We start from the raw sequence: 17,160 nt of genomic DNA on the forward strand, positions 1-17,160 counted from the left end.
CCCAACTATTATAAAGCATGCAAAATAAAAAAGCCTAGAGAAACTGATATGTACCCAGAATCCTGGACACATTAATAATTAAGCTGAACGCATGGATGTTTCCCTGTATTGAACAGGGGACATCCATTTTGTTTTTTCTTGAATTCTTTTGTTATTGTAATAATCTATATAATCTTTAACTGCCGTTTGAAATTCCTTAAAGGTAGAATATTCCTTTTCCAAACCATAGAACATTTCGTTCTTCATTCTGGCGAAAAACGTTTCTATAATGCAATTATCATAACAATTTCCTTTTCGAGACATTGATTGAACAATTCCTCGTTCTTTTAATGATTGTTGATAAAATGCGTGTTGATATTGCCAACCTTGATCAGAATGGAGAATTAACCCATTAACATCAGGAAATTTTTTGAAAGCTTTATTTAACATTCTTTGAATCTGTTCTAAGTTGGGACTTAAAGAAAGATCATAGGAGATTATTTCATTAGAAGACATATCTAAAATTGGAGAAAAGAAACATTTTCCCCAAGGGAAAGTGAATTGAGATACATCTGTACTCCATTTTTGAAGTGGCCTATCGGCCGTGAAATCTCTGTTAATAATATTATCAGCAACTTTTCCAACATTGCCTTGATAAGAATGGTATTTTTCTTTAGGTCGTTTTCCAAACAATCCATTTACATGCATAAGACGTTGAACTCTTTTATGATTAACAACGTGACCTCTACGGCAAAGTTCTTGGTAAATTCTTCTAACGCCATATCTACCTTTATTTTCATGAAATATTTTTTTGATTTCTGATAATAAAACACCATTCTTCTCAGCCACAGCATCAATTGTATTCAATTCGAAATAGTAAGTAGATTTAGCCATTTTCATCGCTTTAAGAAGATGTTTTAGTTGGTATCCTACTTCTCGTAACTCCTTGATGATCGCTGCTTTCTCGCCTTGAGAAGCGCAGCTTCCTGTTCTTTTCTCAAGTCTCTCAGTTTTTTTATAACAGCAATTTCAGCTTCTAAATATGCATTTCGTTCACGTAATCGAACTAATTCTTCTCGTTCGGATTCTGAAAGGTTATCAGGTACAGCTTTTTTATTCATAATAGGCTCCTTAGATAATGGTCGTCCTCTTATCTTGTTCTTTAGACCATTATATCCATAAGTTTTATACTTGTGAACCCAAGAACCTAATAATCCTTCACTTATTCCCGCTGAAAAAGCAACCTCTGTTAGAGCTTTTCCATTTAAAACCTGTAAAACAAATGTCAATTTTTCTTCTACCGTCCAATTTCTTTGTTTTTTAACACGCTCCAATCCTTTAGGACCACGAATCCTTTCAATTTTATCCCAATTCAATATTTTTCTTCGAAAACTCCTCTTCATAACTTTTTCAGGTGTCTCAGCCCATATTCCTTGTCGATATAATTCGACACATTTCATTTTGAACTCAAATGAGTAACGCATAATAAATACCCCCTTTACTGGTTTGTCCAGTAAAGGGGGTACATATCAAAACTCTCTAGACCTTTTCCACTTACTCTTTCCATTCTTTTAGTGAAGCTAAATAGAACGCTCCACAGACGATTAATATACTTCCTCCCGTAAAATAAGGGAGAATATCTAAAGTTCCTAAACTAATCCGGTAAAGAATCGTAATAATCACTTGGGAAAATGGAATAGCTGGCAAAATTTGTTGCAGCGTCGGCATAAAAATCAGAATACCTGCGACTAAATAGAAAATTCGCACTCCGTTTTTGATTCTTGAATCTCCTTTAAATGTTTGAAAACCTTTGATTCCAAAATAAATAACAATTAAATTGAGCATCAACAAAATCCAAAAGAACTGTGAGGAAACATCTACAGTATTCACAAAAGATAATTTTAACGCGACAATTGGCGCTAACCAGAACAATACTCCTGACCCAAGCCCAACAATTCCACAAAAGCGGGCTAAATTGTTACGATCCATACAAATTCTCCTTCCTATCCAGCAAGAATCACTTATGAGAATGTTTTACAGCTGTCACTTGAATTTCCACTAGGGCATTCTTAGGTAAAGCGGCTGCTTGGAACGCCATACGAGATGGATATGGAGATGCAAAATATTCTCCATATACTTCATTCATTTTCGCAAAGTCGTTGATGTCTGCTAGTAGTACGGTTGTCGATGCTACCGCGTCCATTCCTACTCCTGCTTCTTTTAAAATCGCACGGATATTTTTCAATGATTGATGCGTTTGGCTCACAATATCACTTCCTGCAAACTCCCCTGTTTCTGGAACAATTGGTAATTGCCCTGAAACAACAATCGTCTCCCCTGTATATGCAACAGCTTGTGAATAAGGTCCGATTGCTTTTGGAGCCTGTTCTGTTTGAATCACTCTTTTTGTCATTTTCTTCCTCCTAGTCTAATGGCGGTACTGTGTCCACGAATACATATTTTTTCATACGGTCAAATGCTTCTACAAGACGCGCATACGGCAACGCAAGGTTTATACGAATACATCCTTCCCCGAAGAACATCTTGCCGTCTTGCCAAGCCACGCCGACATCCCACCCGCGTTTTTCAAGCTGTTCCAGCATTAGATTGTATTTTTTCAAAAACTGCGAACAGTCGATAAAAAGCATATACGTGCCTTCTGGTTTTGTGACCTCCACACTTTCAAATTCACGGTGAATAAAGTCACACGCGAAGTTCACATTCTTTTCAATCACTTCACGCAATTCTTCTAACCACTTGTATCCTTCTTCTTGATATGCCCCAATTAAAGCATGCATAGACATCACGTTCATCGCATTATAGTGAGGTTTCATCCCTTTTGACTCGACGCGGTCTCTGAGTGCATCGTTATAAATCACATGATAACTTCCCACGAGCCCTGCCAAGTTAAACGTCTTACTTGGTGCATACATGGCCACTGTACGATTCTTTGCATCCTCTGAAATCGATTGTGTTGGAATATGCTTATGGCCTTTAAAAATAATATCCGACCAGATTTCATCCGAGATGACTATCACATCATACTTACGGTAAATTTCCATTGCGCGTTCAATTTCTTCTCTTTCCCATACACGGCCACTTGGGTTATGAGGTGAGCAAAAAATCGCTACATGAATCTTATGTGCTCTGATTTTTTGTTCCATATCGTCAAAATCCATACGGTAGACACCTTGAGCATCTTTCACAAGCGGGCTATGCACGGCTTTTAATCCATTGTCATTGAGCGATTGTGTAAATCCTACATACGTTGGACTATGCACTAACACCGCATCTCCAGGTGCTGCATAAGAGGTTAATGTCGAAACAACTCCACCTAACACTCCATTTTCATGACCAATATGCTTACGCTTTAATTCTGTCACTTGATGGTGACGCGCATGCCACTGGATAATGCTTTCGTAGTACTCTTTAGAAGGCATAAAATACCCGAAAAGAGGATGGTCTAACCGTTTTTTCATGGCTTCAATAACAGTTGGTACCGTCGCAAAACTCATATCCGCAATCCACATTGGAATCACATCGAAGTCTTTCTTCGGTCTATCTGGTGACTTTCCTGGAATCAACCCCAGCCCATCAACGGCCAGTGCGTCCATTCCACGCCTATCAAATTCTGTTGTAAAATCAAATTTCATCCGCATAACCTCCTAGAATCTCACTTTTATTATACACCGTCCCTCGCATCCACTCAACGTCAGCCGTCACTTCCGCAAAACGACATCACGTGAAAAGTACGTGCAAAAAAAACGGAGTCCCCCTAGGATTCCATAGTATGAATAATAGAGAGATGCAACCGATGTGAAATGGGTGCAAGACAGAAGAAACTTTTTTCTTCGTCGTCTTGCCCCCGCAAGGACAAATAGGATTGACCCAGCTTAAACAGGCGAAGGTCAATCCATTTGTCTACTGCGTCTAAATCTATGCAGTTTTTTTATAATGTTACCAGTCCGGTGCAGTTATTTCTATCACTTATTAAATACTAGTCCCGTTCCTTGCCAAAGATGAAGTGTGGACTCCGCAAAACGATATCACGTGATAACTGCGCATCACAAAATAGGTTAAAAAACGAAGTCTCCCTAGGACTCTATAGTATGAACAATAGAGAGATGCAACCGATGTGAAATGGGTGCAAGACAGAAGAAACTTTTTTCTTCGTCGTCTTGCCCCCGCAAGGACAAATAGGATTGACCCAGCTTAAACAGGCGAAGGTCAATCCATTTGTCTACTGCGTCTAACTCATCTCAGAATATCCATTATTAGCAGTCCGCTTGAAGCTCGGTAGGAGCCAAGACGTAGGCTTGGCCCGGTGCCTCTATTGTCAATACTATGAAGACGTCCTAGGGAGACGAAGTTTTAACTTATTTTCTCAACGCCGAAATCACGCGATATCCTTTTTGCGCGATAAAGTCCGCCACTTCATCCGGATTCGTCGAATCCACATGAAGAACCACTTGCACTTTACCATCACGGTGGTATACCGAAATCGTCGAAACGTTCACGTTATTCTCGCGTAACACATTCGAAATTTCTTCCAACGGACCTGGTTTATCTTCATTGATTTCAATAAATAAACGAGAACCAGGCGTGTTATATCCAGAAATTTCAATAAACGCATCAAAAATATCTTTGTCCGTAATAATCCCTTCCACGTGGCCACGCGCATCTACTACTGGCAGTACGCCGACTTTTTGTTGACGCATGAGGGACGCAGCTTCTTCTAATAATGTATGAGCCTTCACTGTTAAGACTTGTTTTTGCATAATTTCGCTTACTGTTGTCTTATTTAATAAATAGTTCAACTCATGCATTGATAAGCTTGTTGCCATAGAAGGCGAATGCCCCGCAACGAGTTCTTCTGTGAGTAAACCGACTAACTTTGCACCTTCCACAACAGGTAGACGATGAATGTCGTGTTCCTTCATTAAGTCTAGAGCTTTCATAACCGTCGTTTCAGGTGTTACTGTAATGACGTTGGTTGACATATAATCTTTAACTTCCATGATTACCCTCCTAGATATGCTTTCTGAATTTCATCACTTTCTAACAACTCTTGTCCTGTACCGCTAAGTACTACTGACCCAGTTTCGAGTACATACGCACGATTTGAAATCGATAATGCCATTTTCGCATTTTGCTCGATGAGTAAAACCGTTGTCCCTGTCTTTTGGATTTCTTGAATGATTTTGAAAATCTCACGGATGAAGATAGGCGCTAACCCCATTGAAGGTTCGTCCAGCAGCAATAGTTTTGGACGGCTCATTAACGCACGTCCCATCGCTAACATTTGTTGTTCCCCACCAGAGAGAGTTTGTGCATCTTGGTCTTTACGTTCTTTCAAGATTGGGAAACGTTCGAAGACGGCTTCCATATCTTTTTGAATACCCTCTTTATCCTTGCGTAGAAATGCCCCTAGTTCAAGGTTTTCTTTTACCGTTAATCCTGGGAATACGTGACGTCCTTCTGGCACTTGCACGAGTCCTTTCTCAACGATTTTCTTCGCAGATGTTGAAGCGATGTTTTCACCTAAGTATACGATTTCGCCTTCTGAAGGATGGATAAGTCCTGATAAAGTCTTCAAGATAGTTGATTTTCCAGCCCCGTTTGCCCCGATTAGAGACACGATTTCGCCTTCATTCACCTTAAAATCGACATTACGTACGGCTTGAATCATTCCGTAATGAACTGATAAATTTTTAACTTCTAACATCTACTCACCTCCTAAGTACGCTTTAATAACCGCAGGATTTTGTTTAATTTCTTCTGGAGTTCCTTCTGCAAGAAGTCTTCCATATTCCAACACATAAATGCGTTGGCAGATTTTCATGACGAGCGACATATCATGTTCGATTAAAACCACTGTCAAATCAAATTCTTTTTGAATTTTCGCAATTAATTCTGTCAATTCAGCTGTTTCTTGAGGGTTCATCCCTGCTGCAGGCTCATCCAAGAATAAGATTTTGGGTTTTGTCGCCAAAGCACGAACGATTTCTAGCTCACGTTGTTGTCCGTAAGCTAAGTTTTTTGCTTTTTCATCTTTAAGTGTATCCAACTCAAAAATCTTTAGCAACTCAATCGCTTCTTCGCGCATTTTTGCTTCTGTATCATAGTATTTCTTTGTACGGAATAAGGTTGAGAATAATGAATCGCTAGAATGCGAGTGCATCGCAATCATTACATTTTCTAGTACCGTTAAATCCTTGAAGAGACGAATATTTTGGAAGGTACGCGCCATTCCAAGATTGGTACGTTTGTAAGGTGGAAGCCCGTTCAAGTTTTTCAATTGCCCATCTACTTCCAAACTTACGGTTCCTTCTGTTGGTTCATATACGCCTGTTAACAAGTTGAAGAATGTCGTTTTCCCAGCACCATTTGGCCCGATGAGTCCGATGAGTTCTCCCTTGTTTACTTTCATAGAAACATTAGAAACTGCGGAAAGTCCACCAAAGTTTTTAGTTAGTCCATTTACTTCTAATAACATTACTTCCCACTCTCCTTTGCCTCTTTTTTCTTAGAAAACTTCAAGTTCCCTAGTTTGAATTCCCATGTTCCAAGTAATCCACCCGGGCGGAAAATCATAATTAAAATTAACGCTACTGCATAGATGATCATTCTTAATTGTCCAAATGGTTGTAGGACAAGGTTGATAATGCCAAGTAGCACTGCTGCTACAAACGAACCTGTGAAACTTCCGATTCCTCCGAATACAACAATTATTAATACATCGATGGATTTCATGAAAGTGAAGTCACCAGGTGTTACCGCTCCTAGCGTTGTCGCAGAAAGCGTACCACCGATACTTGCAGTAGCTGCTCCTAATACAAAGGCCAAGATTTTGTACTTCGTTACTTGAACTCCCATTGATTCCGCAGCAATTTCATCTTGTAACACCCCATAAGTCGCACGACCGGCACTACTGAAAGTGTAATTTAAGATTAAAATCGTTGTTACCACTAAGAAAATATAAGTAATCGTCCATGTGTTCGTTAAAGGTACCCCACTAATTCCAGCAGCTCCATTTGTGATTTTCATATTGGTCACGGCTACACGAATGATTTCAGCAACCCCTAGAGTCGCAATCGCAAGGTAGTCTCCCTTTAATCGAAGCGTTGGTAACCCAACAAGAAACGCTACGATGACAGAAATGACAACCCCTACTGCCATTCCAGCAAATAGTCCTGGTAACCCATTCATCATTTTTCCAAGAATTGCACCACTATAAGAACCAATAGCGATAAATCCGGCATGTCCAAGTGAGAACTGTCCGGCAACCCCTAGAATCAAGTTTAGCCCAACAGCATAGATAATATTAATCATGATATTAATGAAGGTACTTTCGTAGTAGAAGTTGATGACTCCTATTTTTACAAGTACGAAAAGAAGAGCGTACATTCCCAACGCGAACAATGTCCAACGAATATTCTTTTTATGAAATCTTTGCATCTTCTTCACCTACACTTTCTCTCTGACGTTTTTACCAAACAATCCAGCTGGTAATATGATTAAAATAATAAATAATAAGAAGTAAACGACTCCATCACGGTATGGTGAGTAACCGAAGAAACTTACCATTGTTTCTAATAGACCGATGAGGTAACCACCGACCATGGCCCCAGGAATACTTCCAATACCTCCAAGTACGGCTGCAACGAAGGCTTTTAAGCCCACTGTAATCCCCATTGTTGTAGAAATTGTATTGTAGTAAACCCCAACAAGGACACCAGCAATCCCAGCAAGTGCTGACCCAAGTGCAAATGTAAATGAAATCACTCCATCTACATCAATCCCCATGAGTTGAGCTGCTTGCTCATCAACGGCAACAGCACGCATGGCTTTCCCCATTTTTGTATAACGAACGATAAATTGTAATAAAGCCATTAATAAAACTGTAATGCCGAAAATCAAGATTTGTTTTCCATTCACTGAAACAGCTCCGAATAAAGTGAATGTCTCTATTCCAAAATCTGAAGGAAACGGACGGGACTCCGCTCCAAAGAAATAACTCATTGCATTTTCTAACAAGTATGAAACCCCAATGGCTGTAATTAAAGCAGCCACACGAGTCGATTTACGGAGTGGCTTATACGCCACACGTTCAATGACAACCCCTAAAATTGCACAAGTGACCATTGCTACAAGTAAAGCCAGGAATACATTCAATTTCAAGACCATTACCGCAAAATAGCCAATGAATGCCCCCATCATATACACATCTCCATGTGCGAAGTTAATCAGTTTAATCGTCCCATAAACCATGGTATATCCGAGTGCAATTAAAGCATAAATACTTCCGACTGCGAGCCCGTTTACCAATTGTTGCATTAACAACTCCATATATTTTCTCCTTTCATTTCTATCCTTTATCTAGTGGAAAAGAGAGGCGGAAGAAATTCTCCGTGCCTCTCTTCAAAATATGCTTATCCTAAAATTACTCAGCAGAGTACTCTTGAGCACTCACTTCTTGGCCGTTTTGGAACTCGATTACAACTGCTGATTTGATTGGTGTATGGTCAGCACCCATTGAGAATGTTCCTGTAACACCGTCAAAGTTTTTTGTTTCTGCTAAAGCTTTTGTGATTGCTTGAGGATCTGTTGAACCTGCTTTTTCGATAGCTTTCATTAACAATTGAGTAGCATCATAACTTAAAGCTGCAAAAGTATCTGGATTTGCACCAAATTTTTCCTTATAGGCTTTTACGAACGCTTGAACATCACTATCTTTACTCAATGTTGAGAAGTGAGATGTATAGTAAACGTTTGAAAGATTTGAACTATTTCCAGCTAATGCCGCTAACTTATCACTTGAAAGACCGTCACCACCAACGATTGGTTGAGTGATTCCCATTTCACGAGCTTGTTTGATGATTAGACCCACTTCTTCGTAATAACCAGGTACGTATAATACATCGAATGTTTTAGATTTCAATGTTGTTAATACCGCTTGGAAGTCTGTATCTTTAGATTGATAGTATTCACGTGCTACAACTGAACCACCAATTTTGCTATCAGTGTAAGTTTTTTCAAAAGCATCTGCTAACCCTTTAGAGTAGTCATTACCTGTATCTTGCAAGATGGCTACTTTAGCTTTTCCGAATTTCTTGTTAACGAAGTTTGCTCCTACAACCCCTTGGTAGCTATCAGAGAAGCATACACGGTAGATGTATTCATATACTGAAGATGCATCTGCAGCATTTTTCAACGTTACACCGTCTCCTGTTGTTGCTGGGAAGATTGTTGGAATTTTTGCTTGTTCGTTTACAGGGGTTGATACTGCTGCATCCCCTGTTGTTGCTGGTCCAACTACACCGACTACTTTCTCAGAAGCTAATTTTTTCGCAACAGAAGCTACTTCTGTCTTGTCTGATTTGTTGTCATATGAAACGTATTTTAATTCCTTATCGAGTAACTTTCCTTTTTGTTCAACCGCTAATTGTGCTGCATTGTTCATTGAAGTTCCGTAAGTTGCTACGTTCCCTGTTAATTCGAAGTTCCCTCCGATTTTGACTGTGTTGCCATCTGCTGCACTTCCACAACCTGCTAAAATGGCTGCAACCACAGCTCCTAATGTGAATTGTTTTAATTTCATAAGATCCCTCTTTTCATACTTTTAATTTATAAGATGAGAGTAGTATATAATATTCTGACAATTCACGCAACTGTTTTCTATTCATTTATAAAAATTTTTTTCATAAAAATGAAAAATACTTTTATTTACAGAAAAAGAGACCACCTTTACATGGGGCAGTCTCTTATAAAATATCTTATTTTACTTCTGTATATCCAATCGCTTCTAATTTTTGAGCAGCGGTTGCAAAATCGTCAAAATATTTATCAACCAGTTGTGCATCTTTCAATTCAATATTTCCCTCAGCATTCGTTACTAAGTTTGTAAGACCAATTGCAAGCGTACGTTTACCAGCATATTTGTATTCTACTCGAATTAGCATAACGAGGTTTCCGTTTCCTTCAATTAAACCATCGCCATATCTACTTTCTCCTATACCGCTTGATAGTCCCCGATAATAAGTTTTATCAAAAGTAACAGTCGCATCTGTATACTTTTTGTTGATTTCTTCTTTTAATTTTTTAACAACTTCATCTTTGTTTTTTGCATCCTCAAATTTGTCCGCAACGGTTTTTAAACCTTTTACAGGAAGAGTGAAGCTTCCATCGCCTTCTAATATATAACCGTTTGATTCTAAAACTCTATCAAAGTTTCCAGCAATTTTAATTTTAGCATCTTTCCCATTTTCTAATTGTCCATCATTTTCAACTACAAAACGAATGGAAGCTACACGAGGGTCGTTTACACGAACTTGCGCTTTTCCTTTTTTGTTGAATCCAGTTGCTTCTAAGGTGACCAATTTAGCTAATTCTTCAGAATTTAACTTCTTAACAGCTGTTAATCCCGTTACTTTTACCTTTTTCTCTGAAGGGATTGTTACAAATTTTTCTAAGTTTTTAGTGTTTGTGAAGGTTAAAGTAATTTCTTCATCATTTGTTAAATTTTCAGTTTTACTTGGAGTGATTTTAACTTCAGAAAGTGCATTTTTTAACTCTGTTTCAGTTTTTGCATCCACTTTAGGATTTTCTACTAAGAAAGTAGTGATTAACTCCTCTGTACTGAATTGATACGTTAAACGTCCTTTGGTATCTATACCACTAAAGGCTGTTTTAATGTAATCCCCTGCATCCACTTTTTTAAAGCCACAGGCAGCTAATACAACCGTTGCCATTAAGCATAAAAATGTTAATAACTTCTTTTTCATTTTAGTCCTCCTAAAGTATAAAAACTCTTAAATATGTTTCATTATATTAAATTTGCTCAATAAGTGTCAATCTTATTAAGATTTCAGAATTCAACTTGATAGACGCGTTTGTTCATGCTATGTTGATAGAAAGAAATTTATTGGAGGTCCCATGAAACCCAAGATTCCAGTGTGGAAAACGATTCGCTTTACCTTCAGCAATTTAACCAAGAATAGTTGGATGTATTTACGCAACTCCTTATTCTTACAGCTGTTTATCTCTTTCTTTGGATTTGGATTATTATCTCTCATCTTTAAAGGGATGCTATTCTTTGCGGGTCAAGCCAATTTAACCTTTTCAAATTTTAAACATGTTTTATTAAACCCTTGGATGATTCCTTTCATCCTTATTTACTTACTCGCGTTTGCCTTTATTTTGTTTTTGGAATTCTCGATTCTGATTTTTATGATATACGGAACGATTCGACAAACACATTTTTCTTGGCGAACCAGTGTTAAAAATGCCTTTATTGAATTAAGGCAACTCTTAAACGGACATTTTATTGCGTTTTTACTCTATTTTATAACACTCCTTCCGATTATCAATTTAGGGGATTTAACCTTTATTTCCAAAAATATTTATATTCCTAGTTTCATAACGGGAGAAATCACTAAAACCGGGAATGGCGTCGTTCTTTACATAATTTTGATTTTATTGCTCCTCTATTTGCACGCTAGAAGTTCTCTTGCAATTCCTTTGCAAATTTTAACAGATCAACCTTTTTCGAAAAATATTCTACAAAGTTGGAATATTACAAAAGGGAATACGTGGAGACTCCTCTTTATCGTTGGTGTCGTCGAGGCTGTTTTATTCATCTTTGTTGTGGCTATTTCCTTTTTGAGCGTTGCTTTGGTATCCCTTATCAACCCTGAAGGAGATAATGTTTTTCTACTGAGTAGTGTCCTTACCATCGCCAAACTCATTCAAGAGTTCATTATCATTTATACGAAAATGGCTACATTTATCGTCATGACAAAAGTGATTCACGAACGAAAACTAGTTTCCCTTCATTTATACCAACATCTTCCTGAAGTGAAACATAAGAGAAAAATCGTCACAGCCGTTGCTCTCATTTTTGTGATTGGAAATGCGGCCTCCACAACGCTATCAACCTATGCCAAAGACGCAATGCCTGACCAAGCGATTATCGGCCATCGTGGATATACTTCAAAGGCGGTCGAAAATTCCCTTGAAGGAATTAAAGCTGCAAAAGAGGCAGGAGCTACAATGGTAGAAATGGATATCCTCCTTACCAAAGATCATCAATTCGTAGTGATGCATGATTACAATCTAAAACGACTCGCTCGTCTGAATAAACGGGTTCAAGATATGACCTTGGAGGAAATAAGGGGATTACCGATTTATCAGTCGGAATTTGCTAGCCATATCCCAACCTTCGAGGAATTTTACCGAGAAGCTAAAGATTTGAATATTCCACTCATCATTGAATTAAAACCTCATGGGGGAGAACCTGCAAATTATGTTGACCTCTTTATCCAAAAATATAAAGAGTTAGGCATCGATTCTTCTAACAAAGTCATGTCCCTCGATTTGAAAGTGATGGAAGAACTAGAAGAAAAAGCTCCAGAAATTAATACGGGCTATGTCATTCCCTTCCAATTCGGAGGATTTGGCAATCCTAAAGTTGATTTCTTCGTCATAGAAGACTTTTCTTATCAAGAATTACTCGTTCTAAATGCGCAGCAACAAGGACATGAAGTCTATGTTTGGACCATCAATAGTGAAGATGTCATTCAAAAATATTTGAACAGTCCTGTGAATGGGATTATTACTGATGAAGTTCAACTAGTGAAAGATTTCCAAGACGATTATAAAAAGAACAATACATTGATGGATCAATTTTTACGAGCACTTGGAATTACTTTAGTCTTCAGCAAGTAATTGACAAAAACAAGAGCCTCTGTGGGGTTTCCACAGAGGCTCATTTCTATTTCAAAGCGGATGCTTTATCCAATTTTTGTAACGCCACCCATGTATGGTACAAGCGCTTCTGGAATCGTCACACTACCGTCTTCATTTTGATAGTTTTCAAGGATGGCAGCGACTGTACGTCCAACTGCAAGTCCTGAACCGTTTAATGTATGCACTAATTCAATCTTGCCACTATCTTCACGGCGGAAACGAATTTTCGCACGACGCGCTTGGAAATCCACGCAGTTTGAGCAAGAACTGATTTCACGGTACGTATCTTGCGCTGGAATCCATACTTCTACATCATATGTTTTCGCTGCTGAGAATCCCATGTCTCCTGTACATAAGACAATCGTACGGAATGGTAATCCTAAACCGCGCAGTACATCCTCTGCGTTGTCTGTCATTTTTTCTAATTCATCAAATGAATCTTCTGGTTTCGCGAATTTCACCATTTCTACCTTATTAAATTGGTGAAGACGAATTAAACCACGAGTGTCACGACCCGCACTACCCGCTTCAGAACGGAATGATGGACTAAGCGCAGTGAAGTAAATCGGTAATTGCGCTTCGTCTAAAATTTCGTTTGCGTAGTAGTTTGTAAGTGGTACTTCCGCTGTTGGGATTAATGTTAAGTTGCGTTCGTCTGTTAATTGGAACACATCTTCTTTGAATTTAGGGAATTGACCAGTTCCGTACATTGATTGTTCATTTACCATGTATGGTGTGATCATTTCAGTATACCCATGTTTTTCAACGTGTAAATCAAGCATGTAGTTGTAAATAGCACGTTCTAAGCGAGCTCCAAGGCCTTTGTAGTATAAGAAACGGCTTCCTGATACTTTAGCTCCACGTTCGAAGTCTAAGATGTCTAACGCTTCTGCTACTTCCCAGTGAGGTTTTGGTTCGAAATCGAATACCCGAGGAGTCCCTTCACGGCGAACTTCTACGTTTTCTGTTTCATCTGCCCCTACTGGTACGCCTTCCGCTGCAGTGTTTGGTAAGCGAGATGCGATATATTCGACCTTTTCTTCCACTTCGGCTAACTCGGCATCGGTTGCTTTGATGTCTTCACCGACTTGTTTCATTTCAGCGATTTTAGCACTAGCATCTTCCTTATTTCGTTTAAGAAGAGAAATCTCTTCCGTCACTGTATTACGGTATTGTTTTAATTGTTCTGTTTTCGTGATGAGTGCGCGACGTTCTTCATCCAAGTTGCGTAACTCTTCTACTGTTGCACGGTCGACACCGCGGTTCTCTAGAGCTGTTGCTACTTCTTCAAAATTCTCACGAATGCGTTTCATATCTAACATATGTTTTCCCTCCATTTTCTGTATAAAAAAATACTCCGCCCCCGACTATTTCTAGTCTTAGGGACGAAGTAGAGTAATTGTCTTCGCGGTACCACCCGGTTTCAATGTTGCCATTGCGCTCATTTGTGAGATAACGGTTTTCTCCGGATAGCTTAATCAATGTTTTCGCTCTCGCACTGTATGTGGATTCGCTGGTCTCTCTTTGCTAGTTTTCACCAATCACTAACTCTCTACTAAAGGATTGCAGGTACTATTCATACTGTATCATTTGTCTAAGATTGTACACGTCCTAAGCAAAAAGTGCAAGCCTTTTACTGTATTTTTATTTAGAGGCTGTGGGGGTAAATACATTTTGGATTTCACTCCATACATTTCCAAAGAAGTTTTGAATTTGTTGAACAACTTGTCCAACAAAAACTTTTGCTCCACGGACGCTTTCTGTGACAATATTTGATTGCTCCACGTCGTAAGCGGCTAATGCTTCTACCGTTCCGTGATTCTTGCCATCCACATATCCTAGATTTTCACCTGGCATTTCAAAGGTCAATGTCCCAACCGTTTGTCCTGCTTGAACAGGTGCTTTTAATTTTCCATCTTCTGTTTTCAATTCATCTAACGGAGTAAATCCTATTTTAATTTGGCTAAGAGCGGTCCCTTTTGGGACTGCTGCAACAAAAGGTTTTCCATAGTCTACACTAAGTGTTTCTTCCGTTCCACCTTCCAAAGGAATCGGCGCTAAATTTTGCACGGATTTTGCAGGAGAACCGACAATGAGACCTTCGTATTTTTTAAACAATTCATCTAGAAGATGTCTTGTGACTTTGAATCGATTTAGTGGCTCTTTAGAACCCATGCTCACCACGATTACAGAAAAGCCATTTCTTGTTGCTGTTGTAGTAATCGATGCTCCACTAGATTCACTCGTTCCAGTCTTCAATCCTGTTACCCCTTCATACTCAAACAAGAGACCTGGAAGTAAGTAATTGAAGTTATCCATTTTAGTTGTTCCTAATCCATTTGGACGGAAAGTTTGAGTTGGAATCGACGATACCTTCAAAATCTCAGGAAAATCGTTCACTAAATTTTTAGCAATAATCGCAACAGAACGGGCGGACATACTATTTTCATCTTCGTCTCCAAAGGCTGGATTTTTTTCGCTTCCGCCATATTTATTCGGTAATCCTGTTACATTAATAATCGTTGCATCTTTAATGCCCCATTGATTTAGTTTTGCCTCCATGCGTTCAATCCAATTCGCCTCGGAACCACCTATATATTCAGCGATAGCAAGAGTGGCTGCATTGGCTGAATAAATCGAGATAGCATCAAAAAGTTCTTTGATCGTATATTTTTCATTTGGCCATAGTGGCACATTGGATAAATTATAATTGGCACTTAATTGATTGGCTCTGGCACTAATGGGGATTTTTGTTTCCCAAGTGATTTCTCCTTTTTTTATCGCTTCTAAAATTAAATATTGTGAAATCATTTTACTCATTGAAGCAATTCCACGAACTTCATCTTGATTGTTTTGCATCAAAATTTTTCCGCTCGTTTGCTCGATTGCAATGTAGCTTTGTACATCTTGAATCGCAGCTGTTTCTTCTTTTTCTTTTGCGGCATCTTGCGCATAAATAACTGGCGTAAAACTCGCAGCGCTCATAGCAAAAACGCTAAGGGCACACACGAATTTTTTCATCCATTTACGAGGACCTTTCATGTTTTTATATCTCCTAAATCTCTCAAATCTGCTTACTCATGTTACCGAAAAAATAAAGGAAAAACAATGGTAATCTGATTAATCTTTTATTACAAAATTGCAGTTTCTTTTTAATCTCATATTCGCTTGCTGTTCGAGGAGAAAATATTAATGTATCCACATCAATAATGGATGCCCTTCCATTTTTTAACAAGAAAAAACACAAAAAGAAATGAACCCTTTTCTTTTTGTGTTTTCTTTAAAATCCTTTATGTTTTTCCAAAAATTGTTCTTCTTCTAACGTCGATTTTCTTCCTATTGATTTAAAAATTCTCTCTGCTTGTAAATTCCTCTAAGTAGAGTTTATCTAAAATCAATAATTTCTGATTGTAAATTGCTACGATACCTTCTTCTTTTAAGTCATGAATAATACGGTTCACACTATTACGTGTAGATATTCCGCAAAAACCAGCGATATCTTCGTTAGTGACATTAAAATCAATAAGAACTCCACCGTCTATTTCAACACCAAATTGATTCATTAATTTATATAGGAAAGAGCAGACTGCTCCTTTTTTCCCATTCATTGTCATATATTGTAATGTTTCAATCGTTTCAGACAGTTTATTCCGATAGTATTCCCGAATATAATCTTGTAAATGTTTATCTGCCTTTACATATTCCCAGAACTTAATTCGTGGAATACAATAAAACGTTGCCTCGTCACTTTCAATTCGGACATTAAATGGTGCGGAAGTGTAATTAGATACTTCATCACGAACAAGAGACACAATATCTACAGGAGTTACGTATTCTAAATTAAATTCACGACCATTTTTCATAATGATACTAGTCTTTGCTATCCCATCAATCAATATATAAGTATATGCCTGTTCCAATCCACGATAAGCCAGGTACTTGTGTTTTTTCTTCTTAATAGTAGGGGTATTTTCTTTTTCTAAAAACTCAATTAAATATTTTTCACTGTTCAATTGAAAACTCCTCTCAAACAATTCCTTATATACACTATTATCACCTTATCATAAAATAAATCAAAAAATATCTTACTTCTGTATCAAATTCAACTACCGTAGAGAATAATAATTGCTATAAGATTTATCACAAAAACTTTATCCGATTGACTGAGGTTAAGTTTACCCATTCTCATACCTTTTTTCTACATAAAAAACAGTAAAAAATCAATAGATAGTCGAATTAATGATCTAACATTACGAAAACTAACAAAGGTATGAAAGAAATCGTAGTAATTATTACGGGTACACAGGTTCAGTTCCTCGAATAGCATTACAACATTTACTCTCAGAAATATCTATTCAAAATAAATATCCACCAGCTAAGTGTACTGACCCCAAAAAGTTAGACAATTAATTTAAGCAAAGGATTTAGTTCTGT

Annotated in this window: 16 protein-coding genes and 1 other annotated feature; of the genes, 1 reads left to right on the forward strand and 15 read right to left on the reverse strand. The window is 38.1% G+C overall.

The features are described from left to right. Window positions 1-78: 78 nt before the first annotated feature. From ACO5V7_RS07180 to ACO5V7_RS07235, 12 genes are all read right to left on the reverse strand, one after another. Window positions 79-933 (reverse strand): IS3 family transposase, encoded by an 855-nt coding sequence (locus ACO5V7_RS07180; RefSeq protein ID WP_485485639.1) that lies wholly within the window; start codon window positions 931-933, stop codon window positions 79-81. Next, on the reverse strand, window positions 909-1,463 hold the full coding sequence (locus ACO5V7_RS07185; RefSeq protein ID WP_485485629.1) for a transposase: 555 nt from the start codon (window positions 1,461-1,463) through the stop codon (window positions 909-911). Before ACO5V7_RS07185 ends, ACO5V7_RS07180 begins: the two co-directional genes overlap by 25 nt. Before the next feature lie 70 nt (window positions 1,464-1,533). Next, window positions 1,534-1,968: a hypothetical protein gene (locus tag ACO5V7_RS07190; protein ID WP_298646515.1), complete on the reverse strand. Its 435-nt coding sequence runs from the start codon at window positions 1,966-1,968 to the stop codon at window positions 1,534-1,536. A 28-nt stretch (window positions 1,969-1,996) separates the two neighbouring features. Then, window positions 1,997-2,392, reverse strand: coding sequence for a RidA family protein (locus tag ACO5V7_RS07195; protein ID WP_298646512.1), 396 nt, complete (start codon window positions 2,390-2,392; stop codon window positions 1,997-1,999). Window positions 2,393-2,402: 10 nt separating this feature from the next. Further along, window positions 2,403-3,632: a MalY/PatB family protein gene (locus tag ACO5V7_RS07200; protein ID WP_485485630.1), complete on the reverse strand. Its 1,230-nt coding sequence runs from the start codon at window positions 3,630-3,632 to the stop codon at window positions 2,403-2,405. Between the two features lie 723 nt (window positions 3,633-4,355). Then, complete coding sequence (locus tag ACO5V7_RS07205) at window positions 4,356-4,997, reverse strand: CBS and ACT domain-containing protein (protein ID WP_485485631.1); 642 nt, start codon at window positions 4,995-4,997, stop codon at window positions 4,356-4,358. 2 nt (window positions 4,998-4,999) lie between these two features. Next, window positions 5,000-5,704, reverse strand: a complete 705-nt coding sequence (locus tag ACO5V7_RS07210) for an ABC transporter ATP-binding protein (RefSeq protein ID WP_485485632.1) — start codon at window positions 5,702-5,704, stop codon at window positions 5,000-5,002. Continuing rightward, a complete protein-coding gene (locus ACO5V7_RS07215; RefSeq protein WP_485485633.1) occupies window positions 5,705-6,475 on the reverse strand; it encodes an ABC transporter ATP-binding protein in 771 nt (256 codons plus the stop codon). After that, on the reverse strand, window positions 6,475-7,437 hold the full coding sequence (locus ACO5V7_RS07220; RefSeq protein ID WP_485485634.1) for a branched-chain amino acid ABC transporter permease: 963 nt from the start codon (window positions 7,435-7,437) through the stop codon (window positions 6,475-6,477). The genes ACO5V7_RS07215 and ACO5V7_RS07220 overlap by 1 nt, the downstream gene beginning before the upstream one ends. A 9-nt stretch (window positions 7,438-7,446) precedes the next feature. Continuing rightward, a complete protein-coding gene (locus ACO5V7_RS07225; RefSeq protein WP_298646495.1) occupies window positions 7,447-8,328 on the reverse strand; it encodes a branched-chain amino acid ABC transporter permease in 882 nt (293 codons plus the stop codon). A 94-nt stretch (window positions 8,329-8,422) separates the two neighbouring features. Next, a complete protein-coding gene (locus ACO5V7_RS07230; RefSeq protein WP_485485635.1) occupies window positions 8,423-9,580 on the reverse strand; it encodes an ABC transporter substrate-binding protein in 1,158 nt (385 codons plus the stop codon). 175 nt (window positions 9,581-9,755) lie between these two features. Continuing rightward, a complete protein-coding gene (locus ACO5V7_RS07235; protein ID WP_485485636.1) occupies window positions 9,756-10,763 on the reverse strand; it encodes a hypothetical protein in 1,008 nt (335 codons plus the stop codon). 151 nt (window positions 10,764-10,914) lie between these two features. Here ACO5V7_RS07235 and ACO5V7_RS07240 point away from each other — a divergent pair, with 151 nt between their 5' ends. Beyond that, complete coding sequence (locus ACO5V7_RS07240) at window positions 10,915-12,705, forward strand: glycerophosphoryl diester phosphodiesterase membrane domain-containing protein (RefSeq protein WP_485485637.1); 1,791 nt, start codon at window positions 10,915-10,917, stop codon at window positions 12,703-12,705. Between the two features lie 65 nt (window positions 12,706-12,770). Here ACO5V7_RS07240 and serS read toward each other — a convergent pair whose 3' ends face one another. The 3 genes from serS to ACO5V7_RS07255 form a co-directional block, all read right to left on the reverse strand. Beyond that, window positions 12,771-14,048: a serine--tRNA ligase gene (gene serS / locus ACO5V7_RS07245; RefSeq protein WP_204703553.1), complete on the reverse strand. Its 1,278-nt coding sequence runs from the start codon at window positions 14,046-14,048 to the stop codon at window positions 12,771-12,773. 56 nt (window positions 14,049-14,104) lie between these two features. Beyond that, window positions 14,105-14,317, reverse strand: a binding site (T-box leader). Window positions 14,318-14,370: 53 nt separating this feature from the next. After that, complete coding sequence (locus ACO5V7_RS07250; RefSeq protein WP_485485638.1) at window positions 14,371-15,747, reverse strand: serine hydrolase; 1,377 nt, start codon at window positions 15,745-15,747, stop codon at window positions 14,371-14,373. A 323-nt stretch (window positions 15,748-16,070) separates the two neighbouring features. After that, window positions 16,071-16,739, reverse strand: a complete 669-nt coding sequence (locus tag ACO5V7_RS07255) for a Crp/Fnr family transcriptional regulator (protein ID WP_298646480.1) — start codon at window positions 16,737-16,739, stop codon at window positions 16,071-16,073. Window positions 16,740-17,160 lie beyond the last annotated feature (421 nt).

The organism is Granulicatella sp. (assembly GCF_057274575.1).